The 25,549-nt window shown below is 61.6% G+C and carries 30 protein-coding genes; 20 read left to right on the top strand and 10 right to left on the bottom strand.

The features are described from left to right. Positions 1-95: 95 nt before the first annotated feature. Positions 96-1,481, top strand: coding sequence for a DNA repair protein RadA (gene radA, locus HDE79_RS17215; RefSeq protein ID WP_184603734.1), 1,386 nt, complete (start codon positions 96-98; stop codon positions 1,479-1,481). Here radA and ccsA read toward each other — a convergent pair whose 3' ends face one another. Continuing rightward, positions 1,482-2,285 (bottom strand): cytochrome c biogenesis protein CcsA, encoded by an 804-nt coding sequence (gene ccsA, locus HDE79_RS17220; RefSeq protein ID WP_184604106.1) that lies wholly within the window; start codon positions 2,283-2,285, stop codon positions 1,482-1,484. Positions 2,286-2,382: 97 nt separating this feature from the next. Here ccsA and ffh point away from each other — a divergent pair, with 97 nt between their 5' ends. The 5 genes from ffh to rplS all read left to right on the top strand — a co-directional run bounded on the left by ffh (position 2,383) and on the right by rplS (position 6,052). Further along, the gene (gene ffh, locus HDE79_RS17225) at positions 2,383-3,771 is read left to right on the top strand and encodes a signal recognition particle protein (protein ID WP_184603737.1); all 1,389 of its coding nucleotides are present in this window, start codon (positions 2,383-2,385) and stop codon (positions 3,769-3,771) included. Positions 3,772-4,001: 230 nt separating this feature from the next. Then, complete coding sequence (gene rpsP / locus HDE79_RS17230; protein ID WP_179479683.1) at positions 4,002-4,256, top strand: 30S ribosomal protein S16; 255 nt, start codon at positions 4,002-4,004, stop codon at positions 4,254-4,256. Positions 4,257-4,258: 2 nt separating this feature from the next. Continuing rightward, positions 4,259-4,774: a ribosome maturation factor RimM gene (gene rimM / locus HDE79_RS17235; RefSeq protein ID WP_184603739.1), complete on the top strand. Its 516-nt coding sequence runs from the start codon at positions 4,259-4,261 to the stop codon at positions 4,772-4,774. 62 nt (positions 4,775-4,836) lie between these two features. After that, entirely contained in the window at positions 4,837-5,613 is a 777-nt protein-coding gene (gene trmD, locus HDE79_RS17240; protein WP_184603741.1) for a tRNA (guanosine(37)-N1)-methyltransferase TrmD, read from the top strand. A 31-nt stretch (positions 5,614-5,644) separates the two neighbouring features. Then, positions 5,645-6,052, top strand: coding sequence for a 50S ribosomal protein L19 (rplS, locus tag HDE79_RS17245; protein ID WP_184603743.1), 408 nt, complete (start codon positions 5,645-5,647; stop codon positions 6,050-6,052). Positions 6,053-6,143: 91 nt separating this feature from the next. Here the strand turns inward: rplS and HDE79_RS17250 are convergent, their stop codons facing one another. Beyond that, positions 6,144-8,219: an EAL domain-containing protein gene (locus HDE79_RS17250; protein ID WP_184603745.1), complete on the bottom strand. Its 2,076-nt coding sequence runs from the start codon at positions 8,217-8,219 to the stop codon at positions 6,144-6,146. 136 nt (positions 8,220-8,355) lie between these two features. Further along, positions 8,356-9,378, bottom strand: coding sequence for an EF-P beta-lysylation protein EpmB (epmB, locus tag HDE79_RS17255; RefSeq protein ID WP_184603747.1), 1,023 nt, complete (start codon positions 9,376-9,378; stop codon positions 8,356-8,358). A 97-nt stretch (positions 9,379-9,475) separates the two neighbouring features. Between epmB and efp the strand changes: the two genes are divergently transcribed. The 7 genes from efp to folE2 all read left to right on the top strand — a co-directional run bounded on the left by efp (position 9,476) and on the right by folE2 (position 15,250). Next, positions 9,476-10,054 carry an elongation factor P gene (gene efp, locus HDE79_RS17260; protein ID WP_184603749.1) on the top strand — a complete coding sequence of 193 codons (579 nt, stop codon included), beginning with the start codon at positions 9,476-9,478 and terminating at the stop codon, positions 10,052-10,054. A 119-nt stretch (positions 10,055-10,173) separates the two neighbouring features. Next, positions 10,174-11,505 (top strand): TRZ/ATZ family hydrolase, encoded by a 1,332-nt coding sequence (locus HDE79_RS17265; protein ID WP_184603750.1) that lies wholly within the window; start codon positions 10,174-10,176, stop codon positions 11,503-11,505. Between the two features lie 54 nt (positions 11,506-11,559). Beyond that, positions 11,560-11,814 carry a YciI family protein gene (locus HDE79_RS17270; protein ID WP_184603752.1) on the top strand — a complete coding sequence of 85 codons (255 nt, stop codon included), beginning with the start codon at positions 11,560-11,562 and terminating at the stop codon, positions 11,812-11,814. A 27-nt stretch (positions 11,815-11,841) separates the two neighbouring features. Beyond that, positions 11,842-12,564 carry a bifunctional 2-polyprenyl-6-hydroxyphenol methylase/3-demethylubiquinol 3-O-methyltransferase UbiG gene (ubiG, locus tag HDE79_RS17275; RefSeq protein ID WP_184603754.1) on the top strand — a complete coding sequence of 241 codons (723 nt, stop codon included), beginning with the start codon at positions 11,842-11,844 and terminating at the stop codon, positions 12,562-12,564. A gap of 8 nt (positions 12,565-12,572) precedes the next feature. Then, the gene (gph, locus tag HDE79_RS17280; RefSeq protein ID WP_343205993.1) at positions 12,573-13,256 is read left to right on the top strand and encodes a phosphoglycolate phosphatase; all 684 of its coding nucleotides are present in this window, start codon (positions 12,573-12,575) and stop codon (positions 13,254-13,256) included. Position 13,257: 1 nt separating this feature from the next. Next, positions 13,258-14,112: a phytoene synthase gene (locus HDE79_RS17285; RefSeq protein ID WP_184603763.1), complete on the top strand. Its 855-nt coding sequence runs from the start codon at positions 13,258-13,260 to the stop codon at positions 14,110-14,112. Positions 14,113-14,302: 190 nt separating this feature from the next. Beyond that, positions 14,303-15,250, top strand: a complete 948-nt coding sequence (gene folE2 / locus HDE79_RS17290) for a GTP cyclohydrolase FolE2 (RefSeq protein ID WP_184603765.1) — start codon at positions 14,303-14,305, stop codon at positions 15,248-15,250. A 184-nt stretch (positions 15,251-15,434) separates the two neighbouring features. On the opposite strand, the gene HDE79_RS17295 is transcribed toward folE2, so the two are convergent. The 4 genes from HDE79_RS17295 to HDE79_RS22085 form a co-directional block, all read right to left on the bottom strand. Beyond that, on the bottom strand, positions 15,435-16,259 hold the full coding sequence (locus HDE79_RS17295; RefSeq protein WP_184603766.1) for a M23 family metallopeptidase: 825 nt from the start codon (positions 16,257-16,259) through the stop codon (positions 15,435-15,437). Next, positions 16,256-16,384, bottom strand: a complete 129-nt coding sequence (locus HDE79_RS22080; RefSeq protein WP_255488487.1) for a hypothetical protein — start codon at positions 16,382-16,384, stop codon at positions 16,256-16,258. The genes HDE79_RS17295 and HDE79_RS22080 overlap by 4 nt, the downstream gene beginning before the upstream one ends. Beyond that, positions 16,374-16,646, bottom strand: coding sequence for a membrane protein insertion efficiency factor YidD (yidD, locus tag HDE79_RS17300; protein ID WP_184603768.1), 273 nt, complete (start codon positions 16,644-16,646; stop codon positions 16,374-16,376). Before yidD ends, HDE79_RS22080 begins: the two co-directional genes overlap by 11 nt. A gap of 75 nt (positions 16,647-16,721) precedes the next feature. Continuing rightward, positions 16,722-17,372: a hypothetical protein gene (locus tag HDE79_RS22085; RefSeq protein WP_255488488.1), complete on the bottom strand. Its 651-nt coding sequence runs from the start codon at positions 17,370-17,372 to the stop codon at positions 16,722-16,724. A gap of 82 nt (positions 17,373-17,454) precedes the next feature. Here HDE79_RS22085 and dksA point away from each other — a divergent pair, with 82 nt between their 5' ends. After that, the gene (gene dksA / locus HDE79_RS22090; protein WP_255488489.1) at positions 17,455-17,943 is read left to right on the top strand and encodes an RNA polymerase-binding protein DksA; all 489 of its coding nucleotides are present in this window, start codon (positions 17,455-17,457) and stop codon (positions 17,941-17,943) included. Positions 17,944-18,040: 97 nt separating this feature from the next. Here the strand turns inward: dksA and HDE79_RS17310 are convergent, their stop codons facing one another. Both HDE79_RS17310 and cysS read right to left on the bottom strand, forming a co-directional pair. Further along, positions 18,041-18,478 (bottom strand): SufE family protein, encoded by a 438-nt coding sequence (locus tag HDE79_RS17310; RefSeq protein WP_184604108.1) that lies wholly within the window; start codon positions 18,476-18,478, stop codon positions 18,041-18,043. A 50-nt stretch (positions 18,479-18,528) separates the two neighbouring features. Further along, a complete protein-coding gene (gene cysS, locus HDE79_RS17315; RefSeq protein ID WP_184603777.1) occupies positions 18,529-19,899 on the bottom strand; it encodes a cysteine--tRNA ligase in 1,371 nt (456 codons plus the stop codon). Between the two features lie 179 nt (positions 19,900-20,078). Between cysS and HDE79_RS17320 the strand changes: the two genes are divergently transcribed. Further along, positions 20,079-20,651 carry a glycine zipper 2TM domain-containing protein gene (locus HDE79_RS17320; RefSeq protein ID WP_184603779.1) on the top strand — a complete coding sequence of 191 codons (573 nt, stop codon included), beginning with the start codon at positions 20,079-20,081 and terminating at the stop codon, positions 20,649-20,651. A 167-nt stretch (positions 20,652-20,818) separates the two neighbouring features. Here HDE79_RS17320 and HDE79_RS17325 read toward each other — a convergent pair whose 3' ends face one another. After that, positions 20,819-21,025, bottom strand: coding sequence for a hypothetical protein (locus HDE79_RS17325; RefSeq protein WP_184603781.1), 207 nt, complete (start codon positions 21,023-21,025; stop codon positions 20,819-20,821). Between the two features lie 30 nt (positions 21,026-21,055). Between HDE79_RS17325 and HDE79_RS17330 the strand changes: the two genes are divergently transcribed. The 5 genes from HDE79_RS17330 to HDE79_RS17350 are packed head-to-tail and all read left to right on the top strand — an operon-like array spanning position 21,056 to position 25,527. Continuing rightward, positions 21,056-22,063 carry an N-acetylornithine carbamoyltransferase gene (locus HDE79_RS17330; RefSeq protein ID WP_184603783.1) on the top strand — a complete coding sequence of 336 codons (1,008 nt, stop codon included), beginning with the start codon at positions 21,056-21,058 and terminating at the stop codon, positions 22,061-22,063. Positions 22,064-22,073: 10 nt separating this feature from the next. Next, entirely contained in the window at positions 22,074-22,700 is a 627-nt protein-coding gene (locus tag HDE79_RS17335; RefSeq protein ID WP_184603785.1) for an FMN-binding negative transcriptional regulator, read from the top strand. Beyond that, positions 22,697-23,182 carry an OsmC family protein gene (locus HDE79_RS17340; protein WP_184603786.1) on the top strand — a complete coding sequence of 162 codons (486 nt, stop codon included), beginning with the start codon at positions 22,697-22,699 and terminating at the stop codon, positions 23,180-23,182. Before HDE79_RS17335 ends, HDE79_RS17340 begins: the two co-directional genes overlap by 4 nt. Positions 23,183-23,221: 39 nt before the next feature. Beyond that, positions 23,222-24,427 (top strand): argininosuccinate synthase, encoded by a 1,206-nt coding sequence (locus tag HDE79_RS17345; RefSeq protein WP_184603788.1) that lies wholly within the window; start codon positions 23,222-23,224, stop codon positions 24,425-24,427. Further along, positions 24,427-25,527, top strand: a complete 1,101-nt coding sequence (locus HDE79_RS17350; protein WP_184603789.1) for an acetylornithine deacetylase — start codon at positions 24,427-24,429, stop codon at positions 25,525-25,527. Before HDE79_RS17345 ends, HDE79_RS17350 begins: the two co-directional genes overlap by 1 nt. Positions 25,528-25,549: the final 22 nt, after the last annotated feature.

The raw sequence follows: 25,549 nt of genomic DNA on the forward strand, positions 1-25,549 counted from the left end.
CGAGAGCTGACAGCCGTATCCGTCAAGGCGTCTCGCGATCTGCAACCACGGCAGGCTAAGCTCGCCGCATTGATTGCATCGAGTACGAGAATCTGATGGCCAAAGCCAAGACAGCCTATGTCTGCACCGAGTGCGGCGGCGAACACAGCAAGTGGCAAGGCCAGTGCATCGAGTGCGGCGTGTGGAACACGCTGAGCGAAATCGTGCTCACGCCGTCCTCGGTTGCCAAGTCGTCGGTAGGGGCTCAGCGCTCCAGCTATGCCGGCAATGCGGCGGGCAGCGCGCGCATCACGCCGCTGACCGAAGTGGCGCTGACCACCGAAGCACGGACACATACCGGCATCGGTGAGCTGGACCGCGTGCTGGGCGGTGGACTGGTGCAGGGATCGGTGGTGCTGATTGGTGGCGATCCGGGTATCGGCAAGTCAACCTTGCTGTTGCAGGTGCTGGGTACGCTCGGTACCCAGCTATCCAGTGTCTATGTCACCGGCGAGGAATCGCTGTCGCAGGTCGCCTCACGCGCGCAACGATTGGGCTTGCCGCTGGAGCCGCTGCAGGCGCTGGCGGAGACCTGCATCGAGCGGATTCTGGAACAGGCCATCGCGACGCGACCGCGGGTGCTGGTCATCGACTCGATCCAGACCATCTGGACCGAGCTGCTGACCGCGGCGCCCGGATCGGTCAGTCAGGTACGCGAATCCGCGGCCAAGCTGACGCGCTTTGCCAAAGAAACCGGTACCTCGGTGTTTCTGGTGGGCCATGTCACGAAAGAGGGCGGTATCGCCGGTCCACGCGTGCTCGAACACATGGTTGACGCCGTGCTGTATTTCGAGGGCGAATCGGGCAGCCGTTTCCGCATCCTGCGCGCGTTCAAGAACCGCTTCGGTGCGGTGAACGAGCTGGGCGTGTTCGCGATGTCCGACAAGGGCCTGCGTGAGGTACCCAACCCGTCGGCCATTTTCCTTTCTGCGCACACGGGTCCGACGTCGGGCAGTGCGGTGATGGTGACGCGCGAAGGTTCGCGGCCACTGCTGGTCGAGGTGCAGGCGCTGGTCGACCAATCGTCATTGGGCAATCCACGTCGCGTGGCGTTGGGTCTGGAACAGAACCGACTGGCGATGCTGTTGGCGGTGTTGCATCGGCATGGCGGCGTGGCGGCGTATGACCAGGACGTGTTCGTCAACGTGGTCGGCGGTATCCGCGTGCAGGAAACCGCAGCGGATCTACCGGTGCTGCTGGCGGTGCTTTCATCGCTACGCGATCGGCCGTTGCCGGAGCAGACGATCACGTTTGGCGAAGTCGGCCTTTCCGGCGAGATCCGCCCGGTGCCCAATGGCGAGGAGCGCCTCAAGGAAGCGGCCACGCACGGCTTCAAGCGTGCAATCGTGCCCAAGGCCAATGCGCCAAAGAAAGGGCGCGTCGGTGAGATGGAGGTGATCGGGGTGGAGCGTCTGTCGGACGCGATCGACGCCTGTCGCTAATCAGCTGTCGATGCCGCGATGCAGGATCAGTTCCAGCACGAACTTGGAGCCGAAGAAAGCCAGTAGCAACACGGTCATGCCGATCAAAGTGAGATTGACCGCGCGCTGCCCACGCCAGCCGTGCCGCCAGCGCCCGTAGAGCAGCACGCCGAACACCAGCCATGCCACGATCGAGAGAATTGTCTTGTGTGCCAGGTGCTGGCCAAAAAGGTCATCCACAAACAGCGCGCCGGTCACCAGCGTCAGCGTCAGCAGCAGGAAGCCTGCGGCGATCAGCCGGAACAGCAAGGTTTCCGTCAGCGTCAGCGGCGGTAGTGCGCGCATCCAGGGACTGAATTGGCGATGGCGCAGCGCGCGTTCCTGCACGGCCAGCAGAATCGCGAGCACGGCGGCCATCGACAGCACGCTGAAGGCGATCAGCGCCACAGTGACGTGCAGCTTGATCTGCCAGTCCATCGTATGCGGCAAGGTCGGCGGTGCCACGAAGCTGTCGATCAAGATCAGCAGCGCGGTCAGCGGAAACACGATCACGCCCAGCGCCGCGACCGGACGTGAGAGATTCACCAGCAGGGTCAATGTTGCGACCACGAAAGCGACCAGTGACAGCGCCGCAAAGAAATGCAGGTCCAGCGCACCACGATGCGCCCCCAGCAGAATGGCGGCATGCAGAACCATGGCACTGCCGGCCAGGCCCAACGCTAGCCGGTTCAGCGGCTGGCCGCCGTTGAGCAGCGGCCGCGCCAGCGCCGCCGCAGCGGCGAGGTATAGCACGATGGCGAACAGGGCGGCGGTGTGGATAAGCATAGTCTGGGAAGTGTCGCACAGGCTCTGCGGGGCGTGCAGGCGGCGAGCGGCGATACGTCCGCTATAATCGAACACTTTCCTGTTTGCCGGTCCCGTCATGTTCGAGTCGCTCAGCCAACGCCTTTCCACCACCGTCAATCGCCTGCGCGGCCGCGGCCGGCTGACCGAGGAAAACATCCGCGAGTCGCTGCGCGAAGTCCGTATCGCACTGCTTGAGGCCGACGTCGCGCTGCCCGTGGTACAGGCGTTGATCCAGCGGATCAAGGTGCGTGCCGTTGGCCAGGATGTGATGAAGAGCCTGAGCCCGGGCCAGGCCTTGGTGAAGGTGGTCAGCGACGAGCTGACCACGGTGATGGGCACCGCCAATACCGAATTGAATCTGGCCCAGCAGCCGCCAGCCGTCGTGCTGTTGGCTGGCCTGCAGGGTGCCGGCAAAACCACCACCGTAGCCAAGCTGGCGCGCCTGCTGACCGAACGCAAAAAGAAAAAGGTGATGGTGGTGAGCTGCGACGTTTACCGTCCAGCCGCGATCGAGCAGCTGCGCACGCTGGCCGAGCAGGTCGGCGTGAAGTTCTTCCCGTCCGATGCGTCGCAGAGCCCGGTCGAGATCGCGAAGGCTGCGATTGCCGCGGCCAAGCGCGAAGTGATCGATGTGCTGCTGGTGGATACCGCCGGCCGTCTTGCCATCGACGAAGCGATGATGGCCGAGATCAAGGCGCTGCATGCTGCGATCAATCCGATCGAGACCCTGTTCGTGGTCGACTCGATGACGGGCCAGGATGCCGCGATCACGGCCAAGGCGTTCAGCGAGGCCCTGCCGCTGACCGGCGTGATCCTGACCAAGACCGATGGCGATGCGCGTGGCGGCGCAGCGCTGTCGGTGCGCTACATCACCGGTCGACCGATCAAATTCTTAGGTGCCGGTGAGAAGACCGACGCGCTGGAACCGTTCCACCCGGATCGTCTGGCCCAGCGCATTCTCGGCATGGGTGACGTGCTGTCGCTGGTCGAGGAGGTCGAGCGAAAGGTCGATCAGGAGAAGGCCCAGAAACTCGCTCAGAAGGTGATGAAGGGCAAGCGCTTCGACCTGAACGACATGAAGGATCAGCTCGAGCAGATGGGCAACATGGGCGGCCTGGCCGGCCTGATGGACAAGCTGCCGGGCATGTCCAGCTTGCCGGACAGCGTCAAGTCCAAGGTCAACGATGGTGAGATGAAGCGCATGATCGCCATCATCAGCTCGATGACCAAAAAGGAGCGGCGTCATCCGGACCTGCTGAACGGTTCTCGCCGTGCCCGCGTGGCGCGCGGCTCTGGCACCCAGCCAGCCGACGTCAACCGCCTGCTCAAGCAATACATGCAGATGGAAAAAATGATGTCCAAGCTGTCCAAGGGCGGCACCAAGGGCCTGATGCGCCAGATGCGTGGTGCCATGAAGGGCATGGGCGGAATGGGTGGCATGGGCGGTTTGCCGCCGCCGCGTTGATTGTGAAGCCAGGGACGAGGAGCGAGAGCGGAATACCTGGGGCTACGGCGATTCTGAAATGGTTGTTTCGCCTATCCGCTGCACTGGCGGGTTTTGGCGCCCTCGCAACTCACCTCTAATGCCTTAGCTCTTGTAACTCTTCCCTTTTCCCCAAAAACCGCTAAAATGCCCCGTTTACCGCGCACGTCTCTCGTGTGCCTGCCGATATCCGGCAATTCTGGAGTTTTACTATGGTCAAGATTCGTCTTTCGCGCGGCGGCGCCAAGGGCCGTCCGTTCTACCACGTTGTCGTCACCGATCAGCGCAACAAGCGCGACGGCCGCAACATCGAGAACATCGGCTATTACAACCCGGTGGCTTCAGGCAAGGACAAGCGCCTTGAACTGAACGTCGATCGCGTCAAGGAATGGGTTGGCAAGGGCGCCCAGTTGAGCGACAAGGTTGCTGCACTGGTGAAGGAAGCCGGTAAGCAGCAGGCTGCCTGAGCATGAGTGAATCCGGTCGGCGCGTCCTGATAGGGCGCATCGTCGGACTGTACGGTGTGCAGGGCTGGCTCAAGATCGAATCCTGGGCCGAACCTCGCATGAAGATCTTCGATTACCAACCATGGCTGCTCAATACAGCGCCCGGTGTGGAAACGCAGATTGCGGGTGCCAAGGGTCGTCAGCAGGGCAAGGGCATGGTGGCCCAACTGCCTGGCATTGACGATCGCGAGCAGGCGGCAGCATTGATCGGCATGGATATCCATGTCGATCGTGGACAGCTTCCGCCACCCGGCAAAGACGAGTATTACTGGGTCGATCTCGAGGGTCTTGAGGTCGTCACCACGGAAGACGTGGTTCTGGGTCGCGTCAGTCATCTGTTCGCGACCGGTGCCAATGATGTCGTGGTAGTAAGGGACGGCGAGCGCGAGCGGCTGATTCCTTTCATCCAGCGTTCTTACGTGCGTTCGGTGGACCTGTCCGCAAAACGCATGGTGGTGGACTGGGATCCTGAATTCTGACGTTGCCGGATGGCGAGACAAAGAGTTCAAAATCCAGGGCTCCGGCACCGAGGTTAAGCATCATGCGCATCGACGTCGTCACTCTGTTTCCCGACTTCGTGCGCCAGTGTGCTGCGGTTGGTGTGGTAGGACGCGCACAGCAACGCGAGTTGTTGCAGGTGGAAACCTGGAATCCGCGCGACTACACCACAGACCGGCACCGTACCGTGGATAGCAGCTCTTACGGCGGCGGTCCCGGGATGGTGATGTTGATTCAACCATTGCGTGCAACCCTCGAGGTCATGCGCAATGCCGCACCAGAACCGGTGCATGTGATTTATCTCAGTCCGCAAGGAGCGCGGCTGACGCAGGGCAGGGTGGAAGCGCTGGCAAAACGGCCGCGCATCGCTCTACTTTGTGGGCGTTACGAAGGTGTGGACGAACGTCTGCTGACGCATGAGGTCGACGAGGAGCTTTCGATCGGCGATTATGTACTGTCAGGCGGCGAGCTCGCGGCGGCGGTGATCATCGACGCGGTTGGCCGCTTGCAGGACGGCGCATTGAACGATGCGCAGTCGGCCGAGCAGGATTCATTCTCGGATGGCCTGCTGGATTGCCCGCACTATGCGAAACCGGTGCACGATGCGCTGGGTTCCGTACCGGAGGTGTTGCTTTCCGGTGACCATGCGGCCATTGCCCGCTGGCGCCAGAAGCAGTCGCTGGGACGAACCTGGTTGCGCCGTCCGGAGCTGTTGTCACAGCGCGCGCTGGATGCTCAATCCCGTGCGCTGCTGGATGAATTCCGTCGCGAACATGTTCAATACGAACAAAAGCGGCAAAACGATGCGGTCGACGACTGACCGCAGTTGATTGAAAACAATAGGTGTTGCCATGAACAAGATCATTGAACAGTTCGAAGCCGAGCAGATCATCCGCCAGCTGCCGGAGTTCGGCCCCGGCGATACCGTGGTCGTCAACGTCAAGGTGAAGGAAGGCAACCGCGAGCGCGTGCAGGCGTTCGAGGGCATCGTCATTGCGCGTCGTAGCCGCGGCCTGCATTCGGCCTTTACGGTGCGCAAGATTTCGCACGGCACCGGCGTGGAGCGTGTATTCCAGGCACATAGCCAGGCGATCGATTCGGTCACCGTGAAGCGCAAGGGCAAGGTCCGCGGCGCCAAGCTGTATTACCTGCGTGGCCTGGAAGGCAAGGCTGCCCGCATCAAGGAAGACGTCGCCGCTGCTGCTGCTGCCAAGGCTGCCAACAAGGCCAAGGCTGCCGCCGCTTCCAGCGCCGAGTAAATCAGCGCCGGATAATCCGGTCAGCGTTGTTCGATGCAATAAAAAAACCGCGGAGCGATCCGCGGTTTTTTGTTTTAGGGATACGGGATGGTCAGCTGACGACGGCCTGTGCGACGCTGCCGGCTCCGGTCAGCTGCTGCGGTATCTGCAGGAAATTGCCCTGCACGAAATCCACGCCATACGCGAACAGCAGCGATGTGCTGGTCGCATCTTCCACCCACTCGGCGATAGTCTGGCGCTTCAGTTCGCGGGCCCGATCGCAGATCTCGGTGATCTTCTTCTGACTCTCCGGGTGCTGGGGCAGGTCAGCCATGTAGCTGCGGTCGATCTTCAGATAATCCGCATCGATATGGTTGAGCAATTGGAACGAGTTCAGGCCGGAACCAAACTGCTCCAGCGCGAACTTTCCGCCAAGTTTCTTCCAGCCGTTGACGAACTCCTGTGCGGGCCGAAGCATCGTCATCACCTTGCTCTCGGTCATCTCCAGCACGATCTGGCCATGTTTCAGCGCCGCCCGCTTCAGCCGATCGGCCAGCCATGGCAGCAGGGTTTCATCGTTCATCGAGGCGGCGGTGAGCTTGACGAAGAACGTGGTGTCCATCCCGTGGCTTTCGCGAATCTGCAGTGCGCTGATGGTCCGGTGCAACACCCAGCGATCGATCGCGCCGTTGAGGTTGTGCTTCTCGGCGATCGGCATGAAGAAGCCTGGCGATACCTCACCCTGAGGACCATTCATTCGCACCAGGATCTCGGAATAGTCGCCTTCGGCATCCTGCAGGCTGATGATTTGCTGGTGGTAGAGCACCAGACCGTTTTTTTCCAAGGCCTCGCGCAGCAGGTCCAGCCAATAGCGGTCGCGCTCGTCGTCGGCTTTTTCGCCGGCTGCCGGGTCGTTCAGTTCCACCTTGCTGCCGCCAAGGCTTTGCGCCATGCGCAGGGCTTGGCTAGCCTGATTGAGCAGCAGGTCAGCATTGGCATTTTTCTCGCCGAGAAGGCTGCCACCGATGCTGGCGGTTACGCTCATCGAGCGTGCGCCGACATCAAAAATTTCGTTGCTGACGCTGTGTTGCAGCTTGGCGATCCACTCTTTGATGGCATCGTCCTCGCGCGTGTCCAACACAATGCCAAAGGTATGTTCGGCAAGCATGCCAGCCACGTCACCGGTACCGAGAAGCATCCGGACTCGGCCAGCAAACGCGGCCAACAGTCCATCGGCCTTGCCAAGGCCAATGCCGGCAACGAGGTTTGTCCAGTTGTCGGGCTCGACCAGCAGCAGGGCCTGCCCCTTTTTACCGTTGGTGGCATCAGCTACCGCGTTGTCCACGCACTCGAGCATGCGTGAGCGGTTGAACAGACCGGTGACTGGGTCGCGCTGAAGCTGTTCAAGCACGGCAGGGTCAACCAACTGCCGCCGGAACACAATCTGCAGACACGATTCACCCTCGAACGTGGCGGGTGCGAACTCAACGGTGGCATCGAATTGACTGCCGTCGGCGCGGCGCGCATGCAGGGTCAGTTGCGAGAGCATCTTCTCGTGGCGCGCGTGACCCTTGAGCAGCACCTTGAATTCATCGGCGTTAGCCGAATCGACCATGTCCATCACGGGGATGCCGAGCAGGTCGTCGAAGCTCGCGTAACCGAAGTTGTCCAGGTAGGCCTGGTTGGCACGCACATGCATGCCTTCGTGCACATAGGCGATCGCATCGTTGGATGAATCCAGCAGTGCATCGCAGCGCCGTTCCGATTCGCGCAGCGAGGTTTCCAGCCGGCGCACTTGCCGACGCGTCTGCAGCGCGTCAAATTCACGCTGCAATATGATAATCAGCTGCTTCGGCTGATTGCGCGGAGCGACGCCACGGGCGCCGCCGACAAAGAGGTCGGCGACCTGCTGGCCGTCGAGCTTGTCCGGTAGACCAATCAGTGAATAGTCGCGGCCGTAGGCATCGAGCGCCTGCACGACTTCGCGCAGTTCCAGGCCTTTGACGGACGGATCGAACATCACGATGTCCGGCTCCAGCTCGTCGATCGCTTTCTGCAACTGTTCGGCGTTGGTAGCGCGGGCCGGACGCACGGCGATGCCGCTGTTGCGCATGAGGCTGATGATCTGTTCGGCCTCTTCGAGCGAGTTCTCGATGAAGAGGATCTTGATGACGTAATCTTTTTTCATGGGGCGTCGAACTGTCCGTTGAGCACCGCTGACTCTACTTTATCGATCTTCCGGGACTTCCGGCTGACGACATTCATACTTACGTTTGTAGCGGATTCTGCTACGTGCCGCTAGCGAAATGCGTCGCCAGAGCCGATTACAAAGGTCGCTTGGACGCCTCGCCACCCACTTCGCGAACCAGCTTGGGAACCAGATAGCCCGGCAGCTGCGCACGCAGGCCATGTACCAGCTCCAGCGCGCGGGCGTCATCCACTTCGAAATGCGCCGCTCCCTGGACGCGATCCAGTTGATGCAGGTAATACGGCAGCACACCGGCAGCGAACAGTTGTTCGGAGAGTGCGGCCAGTGCAGCGACGTCATCATTGATACCGCGCAGCAGTACCGACTGATTTAGCAGCGTAACGCCGGCATTGCGCAGTCTTGTGCAGGCGGCTGCGACGCTGGCATCGATCTCGTTGGCGTGGTTCGCGTGCAAGACCAGAACCTTTTTCAGCGGCAACGATTCCAGCCAGGCGATGAAAGGTGAATCGACCCGCTCGGGCAGGACCACAGGGAGACGCGTGTGGATGCGCAGTCGCGTGACGTGTGGAATATCGGCCAGGCCGCGGCTTAGCTCTTCCAATTTGGATGTGGCCAGCGCCAGCGGGTCGCCGCCGGAAAGGATCAACTCCGTGATGGAGCTGTCGCTGCGCAGATGCTCCAATGCCTGCCGCCACTGGCCTGCCGCCGCCATTTCCTCGCTGTAGGGAAAGTGCCGCCGAAAACAGTAGCGGCAGTTGATTGCGCAGCTGCCGCTGGCGATCAGCAGGGCGCGACCGTGATATTTGTGCAGCACGCCGTGTGCCGCCCGGGCGTCCATGTCGCCAACCGCGTCGGTTACGAAGCCGGACACCTCTTCACACTCGGCCAGCTGCGGCAAAACCTGCAGCAACAGCGGATCGCGGGCGTCACCACGGCGCATGCGTGCCACGAAACCGCGTGGCACGCGCAAGGCGAAGCCGGCATCGTTGGAGGGAAGCTGCGTGGCGAGTTCATCAAGGCCCAGCAGCGCAAGGAGTTCAAGTGGGTCAGTCACCGCATGGCGCCACAGATGACGCCAGTCGCGACCGTCGGAGTCGGTTGCTGAGGTTAGGCGGGCGGCGGTGCTTGCGGTTATCATGTGCGGCCTTGGGGCGGGCGTTGAGCCCGACTGACCCGTGATTTTAACCGCTGACAGTGGCGGTTTTTACGTTACAACCTACAACGGAGTGAAATGCATGGCGACCCTTGGCCTCAATGATGTCAAAACGGGCAAGAAGATCCTTCATAACGGTGATCCCTGGATCATCACCGAAGCCGACTTCGTCAAGCCCGGCAAGGGCCAGGCATTCACCCGTATCCGCATCCGCAACCTGAAGGATGGCCGCACCACCGAGCAGACGCTGAAGTCCAGCGACTCCTTCGAGGAAGCGGATGCCACCGATACCGACATGCAGCTGTCCTTCGTCGACGGCATCGGCAAGGATCGGGTGTGGAACTTCATGCAGATGGAGACCTTCGAGATGGCACAGGCTCCGCTGGCTGCCATGGGGGATGCATGGAAGTGGCTCAAGGGTGAGGAAGAGTGCGTGGTTACCCTGTTCAACGGCCAGATCATCGCCGTGCAGGCGCCGAAGTTCGTCGAGCTGAAGATCACCGAGACCGATCCTGGCGTTCGCGGCGATACCTCGGGTGGTGGCGGCAAGCCGGCCACGCTGGAGACCGGGGCCGTGGTGCGCGTGCCGCTTTTTGTCAATCAGGACGAAATCATCAAGGTCGACACCCGCACTGGCGAATACGACAGCCGCGTCAAGTAAGTGCGTCAAGCTCGGGTCATGCCGGAGCGTCAGCATCGATGGGGCGGACGTCGCAAGGCGTGCCGCCTCTTGTTTTATCAAGTCACGTTATACCTGCGGCCAACCGGAGCGAGCCCACGATGAGCGAAACCTCACTGCAGCCGATCGACCTTTTGATCGAAGCACGCTGGGTCGTGCCGGTCGAACCCCATGCCGTGGTGCTCGAGGATCACGCGGTGGCGGTGCAGGGCGATCAGATCATCGCGCTGCTGCCAATCGGGCAAGCCCGCGCACGCTACGCGCCGCGCGAACGCGTCGAACTGACCGAGCACGCGCTGATTCCCGGCCTGATCAACAGCCACACGCACAACCCGATGACCTTGCTGCGCGGCCTGGCCGATGATCTGCCACTGATGGTGTGGTTGCAACAGCACATCTGGCCGGCCGAGGCCAAGGTGATCGGGCCGGAGTTCGTCCGTGACGGCGTGGAGCTGGCCGTGGCCGAGATGCTGCGTGGTGGTACAACCTGCGTCAACGAGAACTATTTTTTCCCGGACGTGATTGGCGCGACGTATCGCCAGCTTGGTTTTCGCGCGGTGGTCGGCCTACCGGTGATCGATTTCCCTACCGCCTGGGCCAAGACGCAGGACGAATATTTCGAGCGGGCCTGCGACGTGCACGACAGTTTTCGCGGCGATGCGCTCATCAGCACGGCGTTCGCGCCGCACGCGCCGTATACGGTGTCGGACGAGAGTTTCGAGCGCATCCGCGTGCTGTCTGATCAGCTCGATATTCCGGTGCATCTGCATACGCACGAAACCGCCCACGAGGTCGAGGAGGAGAAAAAGAAGAGCGGCCTGCGTCCGTTCCAGCGCCTGCAGAAACTGGGTTTGATCAATGACCGTTTGATCGCCGTGCACATGACCCAGCTCACCGACGGCGAGATAGCCGTCTGCGCCGAATCCGGCGTATCGGTGGTGCATTGCGCCGAGTCGAACATGAAGCTGGCCTCGGGTTTCTGCCCTGCAGAAAAGCTGCGCCGGGCCGGCGTCAACGTTGCGCTGGGTACCGATGGCTGCGCCTCCAACAACGATTTGGACATGTTTGGCGAGATGCGTAGCGCGGCGCTCATGGCCAAAGTCGTCGCCGAGGATGCTGCCGCTTTCGATGCGAGTTACACCTTGCGTGCTGCCACGCTCAACGGCGCGAAGGCGATCGGGCTGGAAGCGAAGATCGGTTCCATCGAAGTCGGCAAGCAGGCCGACCTGGCCGCCGTGCGCATGAGCGATCTGGAAACCCAGCCGATGTTTCATGTGGTGTCACAGCTGGTCTACGCGGCCGGCCGTCATCAGGTCACCGACGTCTGGATCGCCGGTCGGCGCAAGCTGGCCAATCGCGTGCTGCCCGATATCGACACCGCCGCTGTGCTCACCAGAACGCGCGCCTGGCGTGAGCGCATTGCGGCGCACTGAGTGCAACAACTTGGTCATCATCGATCAGATCATCATTGATCACTGGGAATCGCCATGAATCGCTATCTCGTCCTCGCCATGCGTCGCGCCCAGTTCGATGCCGCCGTCGTGCCGCTGCACCAGCAGTTTCTCGAGGAACTGCGTGCGGAGGGTCGGATCGAGTTGTCTGGTCCGTTCGGCGACAAGTCCGGCGGTGCCTATTTGTTGCGCGCCGATGACCTGACTGAAGCAAAGGTCATTGCCTATCGCGATCCGGCGCATATCAGCGGCGGTTGGGATATCACGCTGTACGAATGGGCTGCCCGTTAAACTCGGCCGCTAGTTCTGGAGAATTCGATGATGCAGACCGCAACGCACGCCAGCACCAACGTAAGCGCTGAGGAAATCGCCCATTTCGACAAACTGGCCTCGCGCTGGTGGGATCCGGATGGCGAATCGCGTCCGCTACACGATCTCAATCCGGTGCGTGCGGCTTACGTCGCGAAGCACGTCGACGTGCGCGATGCGCGCGTGGCCGACGTCGGTTGCGGCGGTGGATTGCTCAGTGAGGCGCTGGCGCGCGCCGGTGCCAAAGTCACCGGCATCGATCTGAGCCACAAAGTGATCGATATCGCCAAACTGCATTTGTACGAGTCGAATCTCAGTGTCGATTACCGCGTGCAGTCTTCGTCGGATCTGGCTGCCGTGGAACCGGAAGGTTTCGACGCGGTGTGCTGCATGGAGCTGATCGAACACGTGCCCGATCCGGCCGCGCTGGTGCAGGATCTGGCAACGATGTTGAAGCCTGGCGGCTGGCTGTTCATGTCCACTCTGAATCGCACACCGGCGTCTTTTGGCGCGGCGATTCTGGGCGCCGAGTACGTGATGCGCATGCTGCCGAAAGGTACCCATCACTATGCGCAATTCCTGAAGCCGTCGGAGCTGGGCCGACTGCTGCGACATACCGGGTTGGAGCTGGAGGAAGTATCCGGGCTCGCTTATAACCCGCTGACCCGCAAGGCGTGGCTGAGCCGATTCACGGCGGTCAATTACATACTCTGCGCGCACAAACCCCTATGAAATCAGACGTGTCGAAGTCGTTGCCTGAAAGCATCCAGGGCGTGCTGTTCGATCTGGACGGTACCTTGCTCGATACCGCGCCCGATCTTTATGCCGCGCTGGTTGCGCAATGCGCTGAAGAGGGCGTGTCACCATCGCCGTATGCGCCGGTGCGCCAGGTCGTTTCGCACGGCGCGCGCGCCGTGCTTCGTTGTGCGTTCGTCGATCGCGATGAGCCGGCAATCGACGCGCTGATGCCGCGCTACCTGGAAATCTATCAGCGTCTGATGGGCGAACAGACCACCGCATTTGACGGCATCGACAACCTGCTGGAACGCATCGAAGCGCAGGGCATGCCCTGGGGCATCGTGACCAACAAGGCTGGTTTTCTTACCGACGACTTACTGGTGCGTATCGGCTGGGGTGGCCGAGCGTATGCGGTGGTTTCCGGTGATACGTTGCCGGTGAAGAAACCCGATCCTGCCCCGGTACTGCTGGCCTGTGAGCACGCGGGGATCAAACCGGCAAACGCTGTCTTCGTCGGCGATGACCGACGCGACATCCAGGCTGGCGTTGCAGCAGGGCTCTACACTGTCGCAGTGAGTTGGGGCTATCTCGACGGTGGCGATCCGCATACATGGGGCGCCGATGCCGTGGTGGATCATCCGGCTCAGCTCGCCGAGCTGCTGCGGTTGCAAACGGTTACTGCCTGAGATGGTCGAGCTGGTCGAACAAAGCGCCAAGCTACAAAGTTTCATCGACAAGTGGTTGGCGGTGCAGCCGCAGCAGCGCGTCGCGCTGGTCTTTGTCGATGGGCAACGCCACCCCGGACATATCGCGCTGGCTGCGTTGGAGCAAGAGCTGGTTGCCGCGGCCTACGGCATTCGCGAGCCGCAGGTCGCCGTGGCGAAGCTCAACTGGTGGGCGGAGGAACTGTCTGGAGCGGCAACTAGCGGCGGTCGCCATCCGCTGACCCAGGTGATCTTTGACGACGAGCGCGTCCATGCCATCGCTGGCGAACGCTGGCTGGCACCCGTGCTTGCTGCGATGGCACAGTTGGAGCAGGGCACGGCGGCGGACTTTGCCACGCAGATAATCGCCGCGGCCCCGCTGCACGGTGCGTTGGCGGCGCTGGAAACGGCGTGGTGGTATGGCGCCGAGGCGTCGCCCGATCGCGCGGCACGCGTCGCCGCGCTCAATCACCTTCTGTATGCGCTGCTGCGCCTGGAGCAAGACGCCGATCGCGATCGCCTGCCACTGCCCATGGTACGGCTGGCGCGCCATGGCCTGAGTCGAGCCCAGCTGCGTGTGCCCGGCGATGCGCGCCAGGCAGCGATCAAGGCTCAGCTGGACGATTTGCTGGCGAGTTGGCGCGAGTCATCCCGATTGCCCGGGCCGCTCAGCGTGTTTCGTGCGCTGGAGTCGCGCCATGGCCAGCAGCTGGCGCAAAATGCCGCAGGCGCGTCGGATTCGCTCGTTGCCTTGCAGTCGGGTCAGCCGCGCACTGGACTCGGCACCACGATTCAAGCCTGGAATGCAGCGCGTGCCTGGCGTCGCCAGATGGCTTGACGGCAAGTGCTGGCCGACGTTTTATCAGCAGGCTTTTGTTATTTGTTTGAGTGAAAAGCAACGCTTTGACGTTGCGAAAGCACTCATGCAAGACGCACTGTTTCCAGCAAACCACTATTGCGCGACACCCGGCTTGCCCCAAGATTGAAAGCTTTCGCGGTGATCTGTTCGCCGATGTCAGGATTCACCCATGTCAAATCAAGAAAATACCGCCCGCCTCCTGCCCGACGTTGCCGTGCACGCGCAGCCGCATCTTGCCGGTGCGCTGGACTGGGTCGGCATGGCCGATATCCAGGTACCGGTGCATTTCGATGCCGGCGATGGCGAGGTGCATCGCGCCAGCGCCAAGGTCGGTGCCTTCGTCAATCTGAAGCGAGCGGACAAGCGCGGTATCCACATGTCGCGGCTTTATCTGCAAGTCGAACAGGTGCTCAGCACACAGCCATTGACGGTCGATACGCTGCAGGTATTGCTGCGCGGGTTCCTTGAGTCACACAAGGATCTCTCCGACCGCGCCTGCCTCAGCGTCAAGTTCGAGCAGCTGGTGCGTCGCCCTGCGCTTCGCAGCGACAACAGCGGCTGGCGCTCCTATCCGGTGACCATCGAGGCGAGCCTCACCGGAGATACCTTCCTGCTCGAGCTGGGTACCGAAGTGGTTTACTCCTCGACCTGTCCGGCCTCGGCGGCGTTGTCGCGGCAGCTGATCCAGGACCAGTTTTCCAAGGACTTCGACGCCGCCAAGCCGATCGATGCCGCCGCCGTGCTGGCCTGGCTAGGCAGCGAGCAGGGCATCGTCGCCACTCCGCATGCCCAGCGCAGCGTCGCCTGCCTGCGAATTCGTCCCAACGTTGGCTCGGGCCTGCATCTGATCGATCTGATCGACCGCGTCGAACACGCGCTGGGCACCCCGGTGCAGACCGCGGTGAAGCGTGAGGACGAGCAGGCTTTCGCGCTGGCCAATGGCAGCAACCTGATGTTTTGCGAGGATGCTGCGCGGCGCATTCAGAAAGCACTGGATGCCGATGATCGACTCAGCGATTTCCATGTCCGTGTCGAGCATCAGGAGAGCCTGCATCCGCATGATGCGGTGGCTTATGCGAGCAAGGGCGTGGACGGAGGTTACGGCGCGACGCCGTGACTCTTCCTTCCTGCTTCGCTATGTTGGGTAAAGAATCCAGCTGAGTCCGAACACGCTTTTCCTCCTCTCGCTGCCGGCGAGAGGGCTGCGGTGAGAGGTGGGTGATCGCGTAGCAACCTGATTTTTCGTTTTAAGAGTTTCTCGTGCCCCTTCGGAGCCCGAGTCACACTCTCTGCGAGGTTACTTACGGAGCCACGATCCCAGGCAACAACAGCGGATCGAGCCTTACGCCAAACCAGTTGAATCCCCAATGCAGATGCGGGCCGGTGGCACGGCCGGTCATGCCCGAGAGGGCAATGATTTGGCCCTGACTGACATGCTGGCCGACATGGACTTCGAGCTTGGACAGGTGCAGAAAGTTGGAGCTGAGGCCGAAGCCGTGGTCGAGCAGGATGGTGCCGCCGGTCAGGTAGAGGTCGGGCTGGGCGAAGGTGATGATGCCGGCGGCAGGCGCTCGGACGGGCGTGCCTTGCGGTACGGCGATATCCATGCCGGAGTGCGGGGCCTTGGGCTCGCCGTTGTAGATGCGCTGATTGCCGAAGCGGCCGCTGATGTGCCCTTGCACCGGCCAGCTGAAGCCGCCGAGGAAATCTTCGCGATTGTCGTCACGGTTGCGTGCGGTGGCGACGGCGGCCTGTTCGCGTTCGATCCGTGCGGCGAGTTCGGGTGGCGGGTTTACTGTCGCGGGCGGTACGCCGTTGACGCGCTCGATCGGCCAGTCGCGCGGCGTGATGGCTATGCGTGTGTTCTGTTGATGGCCATCGGATCCGACCACGCTCACCATCAGTGGGCCTTGTTCGTCGCGACCGGCACCGAAGACCGCCACACCGTCCTCCCCCACATGCACGGGTTTGCCCGCGACATTGAGCTGACTACCGGGTTTCAGCTGGACGACAACCAGGCCGCCCTGCGATAGCGTGCTGGGCAATCGGGTAGCGACGGATACAGCGAGCGCGGGTGCGCAGAGGCCGACGAAGAGCAGCAGCGCGAACCAGCGCGCCTGCCTCATCGATCGGAGGCCAACCACAGGCTGCTGGCGTCGATCACCTGTGCGCCCTTCGCACGGAGGTCAGCGTGGCAGCGGCGGCCTTCGTTGACCAGTTCGGTGTTCTTGATCAGCCGGTCATGGGACATCAGGGGAATCTCCTTGGCCGCGGCAGCGCGGGTAGTGAAAATGGTCGGGCACCGGGTCGTTGCCGCCCGTGCACAGCGGTTGGCAGCGTAACAGCCGCCAGCCGGACAGCAGACTGCCGCGCCACGGACCGAAGCGCAGCACGGCAATCCGTGCATAATCCGAACAGCTGGGATGGAAGCGGCAGCGCTGCCCAAGCAAAGGACTGATCCAGCGCTTGTACAAACGGAGCAACCACAGTATCAATCGGGTTGGGGAATTCACGTTATCGGCACGACATACGGCGTCTAGTGGCTCGATTATTCCAGATGCATGCTTGCCGGTGGTGAACACTTTGAGCTATAACACCCGGCCGTCACGGCCGAAATGGTGAAGGGATATGGCAAAGACAACGCGTAGTGCAAATGCCACGAAGGCGCAGAAAGGAAAGATTTCGGCGAAGGCGCATGATGTCAAAAGCGGCGGGTCGAAAACAGTTGCCAAAAAGGGAGCAGCCGTGAAGAGCGCCACCAAGACACCCGCAAAGAAAACCCATGCTGCCAAGCCAGTCAAGAAAGCGCCAGTCAAGAAAGCGGTTGTAAAAAAGGCGGCGCCCAAACCGGTAGCTGCCAAAAAGCCGGCAGCCAAGGTTGCTGTCAAGAAGGCCGTCGCCAAACCGCAACCAAAAAAAGTCATTCTGCCCAAGAAGCCTGTCCCGCCCAAGAAGCCCGTCGCCAAGAAAGCTGCAGTAAAAAAGGTAACAGTGAAAACACCCGCATCCAAAGCCGCACCTGCTAAAAAAGCCCCGGTCAGCAAACATGCTGTCAAGGCAGCGCCAGCAAAGCCAGCCACCAAGCCGCTGGCCAAGAAAGCCGCTGCACCAGTCAAGCCGGCGCCAACCAAAACGGTAGCCGTCAAGTCGACAGAGAAGGCTGCTCCGGCTCCGGCTCCAAAAAGCGCATCCCTGGCATCCGCAGCCAACCTTTTCAAAGGCAAGGTCGCGAGTGCCACCGCTATGGTGACGCCGCGTGCAGCTCCGGCTGACGTGCACCATGCTTCCTCCAACAAAAGTCAGAAAAACTCGTCATCATCAATGAATAAATTGGCTACGAAAAAACTCGATAACGGTGTCACCCGCGAAGACGGGCGTTACGCACTACCTGCCACCAGCGTGATTGTGTTGCCGAAGGGATTCAAACCCTCCAGCAAAGAGGAGTACATGAATCCGGAGCACCTGGCCTACTTCCGCAACAAGCTTCGCGATTGGCGTGATCAGCTGGTGGAAGAGTCGCGCCAGACGATGGACAACCTGCGTGATGAAGTGCGTGATGTCGGCGACGAAGCCGAGCGCGCCACGCGTGAAACCGAAAACTCGCTGGAGCTGCGTACCCGCGACCGCTACCGCAAGCTGATCTCCAAGATCGACAAGGCCTTGCGCCGAATCGAGGACGGAAGCTACGGTTTCTGCGAAGAGACCGACGAAGAGATCGGCGTCGAACGTCTCGATGCTCGTCCGATCGCCACGCTGTCGCTGGATGCGCAGGAACGTCGCGAGCATCTGCAGAAGCAGATGGGCGACTGAGTTCGTTGTTCTTTGCATAAAAAAGCCCCGCCGATGTGCGGGGCTTTTTTGCGTTGAGCCTTGCGCGGGTCTGGTTTTTGGAAAATATCCGTAGCAATTACACCGACTTCAGCTCCTGCGCGGCGTACTGCTTCAGCTGCGTCAACATCGCGGCCAGGCCATTGGAGCGTGTTGGTGAAAGGTGCTTGGCCAGCCCGATCGTGCCGATGAATTCCGGTTGGGTATCGACGATCTCCTGCGCCGACCGATCGGAGTAGACCCGCAGCACCAGAGCGATGAGCCCCGATACGATGGCAGAGTCGCTGATTGCATCGAAATGCATGTTGGTCGCTTCACCGCTGGGTACCAGCCAAACCATCGACTGACAGCCATGCACGCGGTGTTCTTCGGTTTTCCAGTCATCCGGGAAGGGCGGCAGCTGTTTGCCCAGATCAATCAGGTACTGGTAGCGCTCGGTCCAATCACCGAAAAAGGCGAATTCTTCGGCGATCTCGCGTTGTGCGTCGGCAGCGCTGGCGGTGACAGTCGTATTCATGCGTGGATTATCGCGCGCTTTGCGTGAATTCACGCGTGCGCTCGAATGCCTCAGGCTTTCACCACGCTCCAGCGCGTGCCCTGGGCGCCGTCCTCGATCACGATGCCCATCGCAGTGAGTTCGTCGCGGATGGCATCGGCTCGGGCAAAATCCCGGGCGCCTCGGGCGGCACGACGCTGCTCGAGCAGATCGTCGACGTGCGCGGCGTCGATATCGCTTTCGCCGCGCTTGAGCCAGGCCTCAGGTTCTTGTTGCAGCAGGCCGAGCAGAGCGCCACCGCCGAGCAACGCTGCCTTGGCTTCGCCGTTTCCGCTGTGTCTGGCCTGATCCGCCAGCTGCGATAGCTCGGCCAACGCCTGCGGCGTGTTCAGGTCGTCGCACAGGGCGGCTTCCACACGCTCGGGAACAGGCAGATCACCGGCAGGTATCTCGATATGAGCCAGATCACGCAGCACGCGATACCAGCCGTCGAGCGTGCTGATGGCCTGCTGGATCGCGTTCTCGGACCAGTCCAACGGCTGGCGGTAATGGCCGCGCAGCAGCAGCAGGCGCAGCGCCTCCGGCGGGTGCAGCTTCAGCAGTTCATGTACCAGCAGCACATTGCCGAGCGACTTGGACATTTTGCGGCCGTCGAAGGTCAGCATGCCGTTGTGCATCCACCAGCGCGCGAATGTCTTGCCGCCGTGTGCGCTGGTCGACTGCGCGATCTCGTTCTCATGATGCGGGAACAGCAGGTCGACGCCGCCAGCGTGAATGTCGATGGTCTCGCCAAGCTGCGCGGCGCACATCGCCGAGCATTCGATATGCCAGCCCGGGCGGCCGCGGCCCCAAGGGCTGTCCCAGCCGGCAAGGTCAGGTGTGGAAGGTTTCCACAGTACAAAGTCGACGGGGTTTTTCTTGTACGGCGCAATCTCGACCCTGGCGCCGGCGATCAGCTCCTCGGTGTCGCGGCCGGACAGCGCGCCGTAGGCCGGGTACGAATCGACATCGAACAGCACATGGCCTTCGGCCGCGTAGGCGTGGCCATTGGCGATCAGCGCTTCGTTCATCGCAATGATTTCGCTGATGTGAGCGGTGGCGTGCGGTTCCAGATCGGGTGGGGTGATGCCGAGTCCGGCCATGTCGTCGCGATAGGCAAGCGTGTAGCGATCGGTAATGGTGGCGATCGGCACACCTTCGCGCTGCGCGGCGGCGTTGATCTTGTCCTCGACGTCGGTGATGTTGCGGGCGTAGACCACATTCGGGTAATGCCGGCGAAGCAGTCTCGCCAGTACATCGAACACCACGGGGCCGCGCGCATTGCCGATATGTACGTAGTTGTAGACCGTGGGGCCGCACAGATACATCGTCACCCGTTTCGGGTCGAGCGGGGCAAACGGCTCGGTGCGGCGCGTTAGGCTGTTGTAGAGCGAAATCGGCATTGGCGAAAAGTCCGCAACGTGGGGCGTGTTTTGGCAAGGCAAAGTTAGCCCAACATCTTAACAAGATGTAAGTGGAACGGTTGCGAAACGTTAATTCTAAGCCTGTATTCAGCGTGAACTTGATGCAATGATCGCAGGGAGCACACATCGCGCTCCACGTCCCGAGATTGGAGGTCGAAATGACCAGGTTATGGCTTTCCACGCTGGCATTGGCCCTGATGGTCACCAGCATTCATGCGCAGGACGTGCGTTATTCCGATCAACCACCACCGCCGCCTCCGGGTGCTCCCGGTCCGGGCCCCGGTCCCGATGACAACGCGCATTTTGGTTGGGCCGATGTGCTTCGCGCCGATCCGGTGCAGGGCATCGTGCGTACCAGCGTGCCGCAACAGCAGTGCTACAACCAGCAGGTGGTTCAGCACGATCCCGGTAACAGCGGCGTCGGTACGGTACTCGGCGCGGTGGTCGGCGGCGTGCTCGGTAGCACCATTGGCAAGGGTGGTGGTCGGGTTGCAGCGACGGTGGGCGGTGCCGTGGTCGGCGGTGCCGTGGGTAACCATGTGTCAGATCAGGGTGGCGATTACGCCACGACCCAGACCAACTGCCAGCAGGTGAATACGGTCAGCGATCAGCGCCGCATCATTGGCTATGACGTTGAGTATCGCTATCGCGGTGAGGTTTACACCTCGCGCCTCAACTACGACCCGGGTGAGCGTTTGCGGGTTCGTGTGCAGGTGCAGCCGGCGGATTGATCGGCCCAATAATCCAGCCGATTGTTGCCAAGATCGCCGCCTTCGGGCGGCGATCTTCATTCAGGGGTCCGGATTTTATTCAGGGCCTCGGATTTTTCTGTTGCGTGGCAGCGAAATTCTCGCCATCATGCGACTTCACCAGCTGGAATCTGCATGTCCGCAGCCGTCTATACCGCCACCGTACTTACCAGCGCCCGCGCGGCTGCTGGCATGACATCGCGTGCGCGCCGACCGTTGTATCGACATTCGGCCGGGTAGGCTGTCGCACGCGTTTCATGTGTATCGACGATAAAACCCGGCCATGCGCCGGGTTTTTTTGTTTTGGAGTTAATTTCACGCAGGCCCATCTGCAAAAACCAAACCCGGCCATCCATGGCCGGACTCTTCACCAAGAGCCGCTAACCATGACGATTCGACATTTCATCACCACCCAGGATTACAGCCGCGCCGAGATCGATGCCTTGCTGGTGCAGGCGGCAGAGTTCAAGCGTTCGCCGCACGGCCAGCAGTTGGCCGGCAAGTCGATTGCACTGCTGTTCTTCAACCCGTCGATGCGCACGCGCACCAGTTTCGAACTCGGCGCGTTTCATCTGGGTGGCCATGCGATCGTGCTGTCGCCGGGCAAGGACGCGTGGCCGATCGAGTTCGAGGTCGGTTCGGTGATGGATGGCGACACCGAGGAGCACATCGCCGAAGTGGCGCGCGTGCTGTCGCGCTACGTCGACCTGATCGCTGTGCGCGCCTTTCCGAAGTTCCAGGACTGGGCGGTGGACCGGCAGGACAAGGTGATCAAGGCCTTCGCGCAGTACGCCACGGTGCCGGTGATCAATATGGAGACGATCACCCATCCCTGCCAGGAGCTGGCGCACGCACTGGCGCTGAAGGAGCATCTGGGCGACCTGCAGAACAAGAAGTACGTGCTGACCTGGACCTATCATCCGAAGCCGCTGAATACCGCTGTGGCCAACTCGGCCCTGCTGATCGCCACCAAGCTCGGTATGGATGTGACCCTGCTATGCCCCACGCCGGACTACGTGCTGGACGAGCGCTATATGGCGTTTGGCCGTCTGAATGCCGAACAGAACGGCGGCTCGCTGAAGGTCAGCCACAACATCGAGGAAGCTTATCGCGGCGCCGACGTGGTTTATGCCAAGAGCTGGGGTGCGCTGCCGTTTTTCGGCCAGTGGGAAAAGGAAAAGCCCGTGCGAGAGGCCAGCAAGCACTTCATCGTCGACGAGGCGAAGATGGCGCTGACCAACAACGGCCTCTTCAGCCACTGCCTGCCGCTGCGCCGTAACATCAAGGCCACCGACGCGGTGATGGACTCGCCCGCCTGCATCGCCATCGACGAAGCCGAGAACCGGCTGCACGTGCAGAAGGCCGTGATGGCTTCGCTGATCGCGCAGCGCTAAGACTCTATCCATGTACACGCCGAAAACTTTCCGGGAGACAAACCCTGAAGTCCTGCATGGACTGATGCGGGCGTATCCGTTCGCCACGGTGGTAGTGCATGCGGCATCCGGATTCGTCGCCAATCATTTGCCGTTCGAAGTCGCGGGCGATGCCCTGCTGCACGGTCACGTTGCGCGTGGCAATGAACTGGCGCAAATGGATGGTGCCGAAGTGCTGGTGATCTTTCAGGGACCGGACGGCTATATCAGTCCGAACTGGTATCCGAGCAAGCACGAGACCGGTCGCGAAGTGCCGACCTGGAACTATGCCGTGGTGCACGTGCATGGCCGTTTGCAGGTGATCGACGATGCCGCATGGATGCGCCAGTTCCTGGAGACGCTTACCGATCGGCACGAGGCGATGCAGCCAAAGCCGTGGCACGTTTCGGATGCGCCGGCCGACCATGTCGAGAAATCCTTGAAAGCGATCGTCGGCATTGCGATCACGATCGAGCGTATCGAAGGCAAGTTCAAGCTGAGCCAGAATCATCCGGCGCGCAATCAGATCGGCGTCGTTGAAGGTTTGCGCGAGCGCAATGGTGACGGTGACAGTGAACTGGCACAGCTAATGGCGTTAACCCGAGAGGGCAAATCATGACCGAAGGCATACTGCATCAGCATCGTTATCGTGTGGATGTCGACTGGACCGGCAATCGCGGTACGGGCACGCAAAGTTATCGTGGCTACGAGCGCAGCCACGATATCCGGGTGCCCGGCAAGCCGGTGCTGGCCGGATCGTCCGATGCCGCATTTCGTGGCGACGCTTCGCGCCACAATCCTGAAGACCTGCTGGTTGCCGCGCTGTCGTCGTGCCACATGCTGTCGTATCTCCATCTGGCAGCGACCTCCAAAGTCGTGGTGACTGCCTATAGCGATATCGCCGAAGGCATGATGGAAACCGACGCCAGCGGCGGCCGCTTCGTCGAAGTGGTGCTGCGTCCCACCGTGACCATCAGCACGACCAGCGACGCGGCGAAAGCCGAGGCTCTGCATGCCGAGGCGCACCACGCCTGCTTTATCGCCAGCTCCGTCAATTTCCCAGTGCACTGCGAACCACGCATCGTGGTCGAACCTGCCTAGAACCCCATAGCCCCTTTCCCCATCAAGGATTCGCAAGTCATGAGCCAAGCCAGCGCCCACAAAGACATCGTCCTCGCCTTTTCCGGCGGCCTCGACACCAGCTTCTGCGTGCCTTATCTGCAGGAGCGCGGCTGGGCCGTGCACACCGTGTTCGCCGATACCGGCGGTGTCGATGCCGAGGAACGCGCCTTCATCGAGCAGCGCGCGGCCGAGCTGGGCGTCGCTTCGCATGTCACCGTCGATGGCGGCCCGTCGATCTGGCAGGGCTTCGTCAAGCCGTTCGTTTGGGCGGGCGAGGGTTACCAGGGTCAGTACCCGCTGCTGGTCTCCGACCGCTACCTGATCGTCGAAGCCGCGCTGAAGCGCGCGGGTGAACTGGGCACCAAGGTCATCTCGCACGGCTGCACTGGCATGGGCAATGACCAGGTGCGCTTCGATCTGGCGGTGAAGTCGCTAGGTGATTACGAGATCGTCGCGCCGATTCGTGAAATCCAGAAAGAGCACACTCAGACGCGCGCTTACGAACAAGCGTATCTGGAGGAACGCGGTTTTGAAGTGCGCGCCAAGCAGAAGAGCTACACCATCAACGAGAATGTGCTCGGCGTCACCATGTCTGGCGGCGAGATCGATCACTGGAAGACGCCCGGCGAAGGTGCTCGCGGCTGGTGCAAGCCGCGCGCCGAATGGCCGTCCGAAAAGCTCAGCGTGACGCTGGGCTTCGAGAAGGGCGAAGCGGTCTCGCTTGACGGTAAAAAAATGGCCGGCGACAAGTTGCTGGTCAAGCTCAACGAGCTGTTCGCTGCTTACGGCGTGGGTCGCGGCATGTACACCGGCGACACCACCATCGGTCTCAAGGGTCGCATCGTGTATGAGGCGCCAGGGATCGTGTCGCTGCTGACCGCCCATCGCGCGCTGGAGGAGGCCGTGCTGACCAAGCAGCAGAACCGCTTCAAGCCGGAGATCGCGCGCAAGTGGGTCGAGCTGGTGTACGAGGGTTTCTACCACGACCCGCTGAAGACCGATCTCGAAGCCTTCCTGGCTTCCAGCCAGAGCTGTGTCAACGGTGAGGTGGTGCTGGAAACCCAGGGCGCGCAGGTTACTGCGGTCGAGGTGCGTTCGCCGCACATCCTCAACGCCAAGGGCGCGGTCTATGCGCAGTCGGCCGACTGGGGCGTGGCCGAGGCCGAGGGCTTCATCAAGCTGTTCGGCATGAGCAGCACGCTGTGGGCCGAGGTCAACCGCTGATGAGCGCGCTGCTCGATGCCACGGTCGAACATCTGAAGGCGCTGGTCGCCTTCGATACGCGCAATCCGCCGCGCGCAATCGGCACAGATGGCTTGTTCGATTATCTGCGCGCGCAACTGCCGGGTTTCACGTTGACGTTGACCGATTACGGCGCGGGCGCAGTGACCTTGCATGCCGTGCGCGGTGAGCCGAAATTTCTGTTCAACGTGCATCTGGACACCGTGCCCGATTCGCCGAGCTGGAGTGCCGATCCACATACGCTGCGTCTCACCGAAACCCGCGCGATCGGACTGGGTGCGTGCGATATCAAGGGTGCGGCTGCGGCGTTGATAGCCGTCGCTAATGCTGGCGACGGCGATATGGCGATGCTGTTTTCCACCGATGAGGAGGCCAATGATGCGCGCTGCATTGCTGGCTTTCTCAGCGAATCGCATCCCTACGAGGCGATCATCGTGGCCGAACCGACCAAGGGTGAAGCGGCGCTGACGCATCGCGGCATTCATTCGGTGATGATGCGTTTCGCCGGTCATGCCGGCCACGCGTCAGGTGAGCAGAAAGCCACTGACAGCGCCCTGCATCAAGTGATGCGCTGGGGCGATGCCGCACTCGATTTCGTCGCGGCACAATCGCACGAACGTTTCGGCGGACTCACCGGTCTGCGTTTCAATATCGGCCGAGTCGAAGGTGGCATCAAGGCGAACATGATCGCGCCATCGGCCGAGGTGCGCTTTGGCTTTCGGCCGCTGCCGACGATGGACCCGGATCAGCTGCTGCGCCATTTCCGTACGCTGGTGGAACCGCAACCGGCCGAGTTCGACGAGACCTTCCGCGGTGCTTCGCTGCCCGCCGGTGACACCGCCAATGCCGAAGCCAACCGGCTGGCGGCGCGCGATCTAGCCGACGAACTGGAGATTCCCGTCGGCAACGCCGTGGATTTCTGGACCGAGGCGGCACTGTTTTCCGCTGCCGGTTACACGGCTTTTGTCTATGGCCCCGGCGACATCGCTCAGGCGCATACCGCCGACGAGTGGGTGACGCTGGCTCAGTTGCAGCATTACGCAGAAACCATTGATCGGATCATCAACCGTGCAAGCGCATAAAAACACCCGTCAAACCATCGTG

The organism is Rhodanobacter sp. MP1X3, from assembly GCF_014207165.1.
GTDB lineage: Bacteria > Pseudomonadota > Gammaproteobacteria > Xanthomonadales > Rhodanobacteraceae > Rhodanobacter.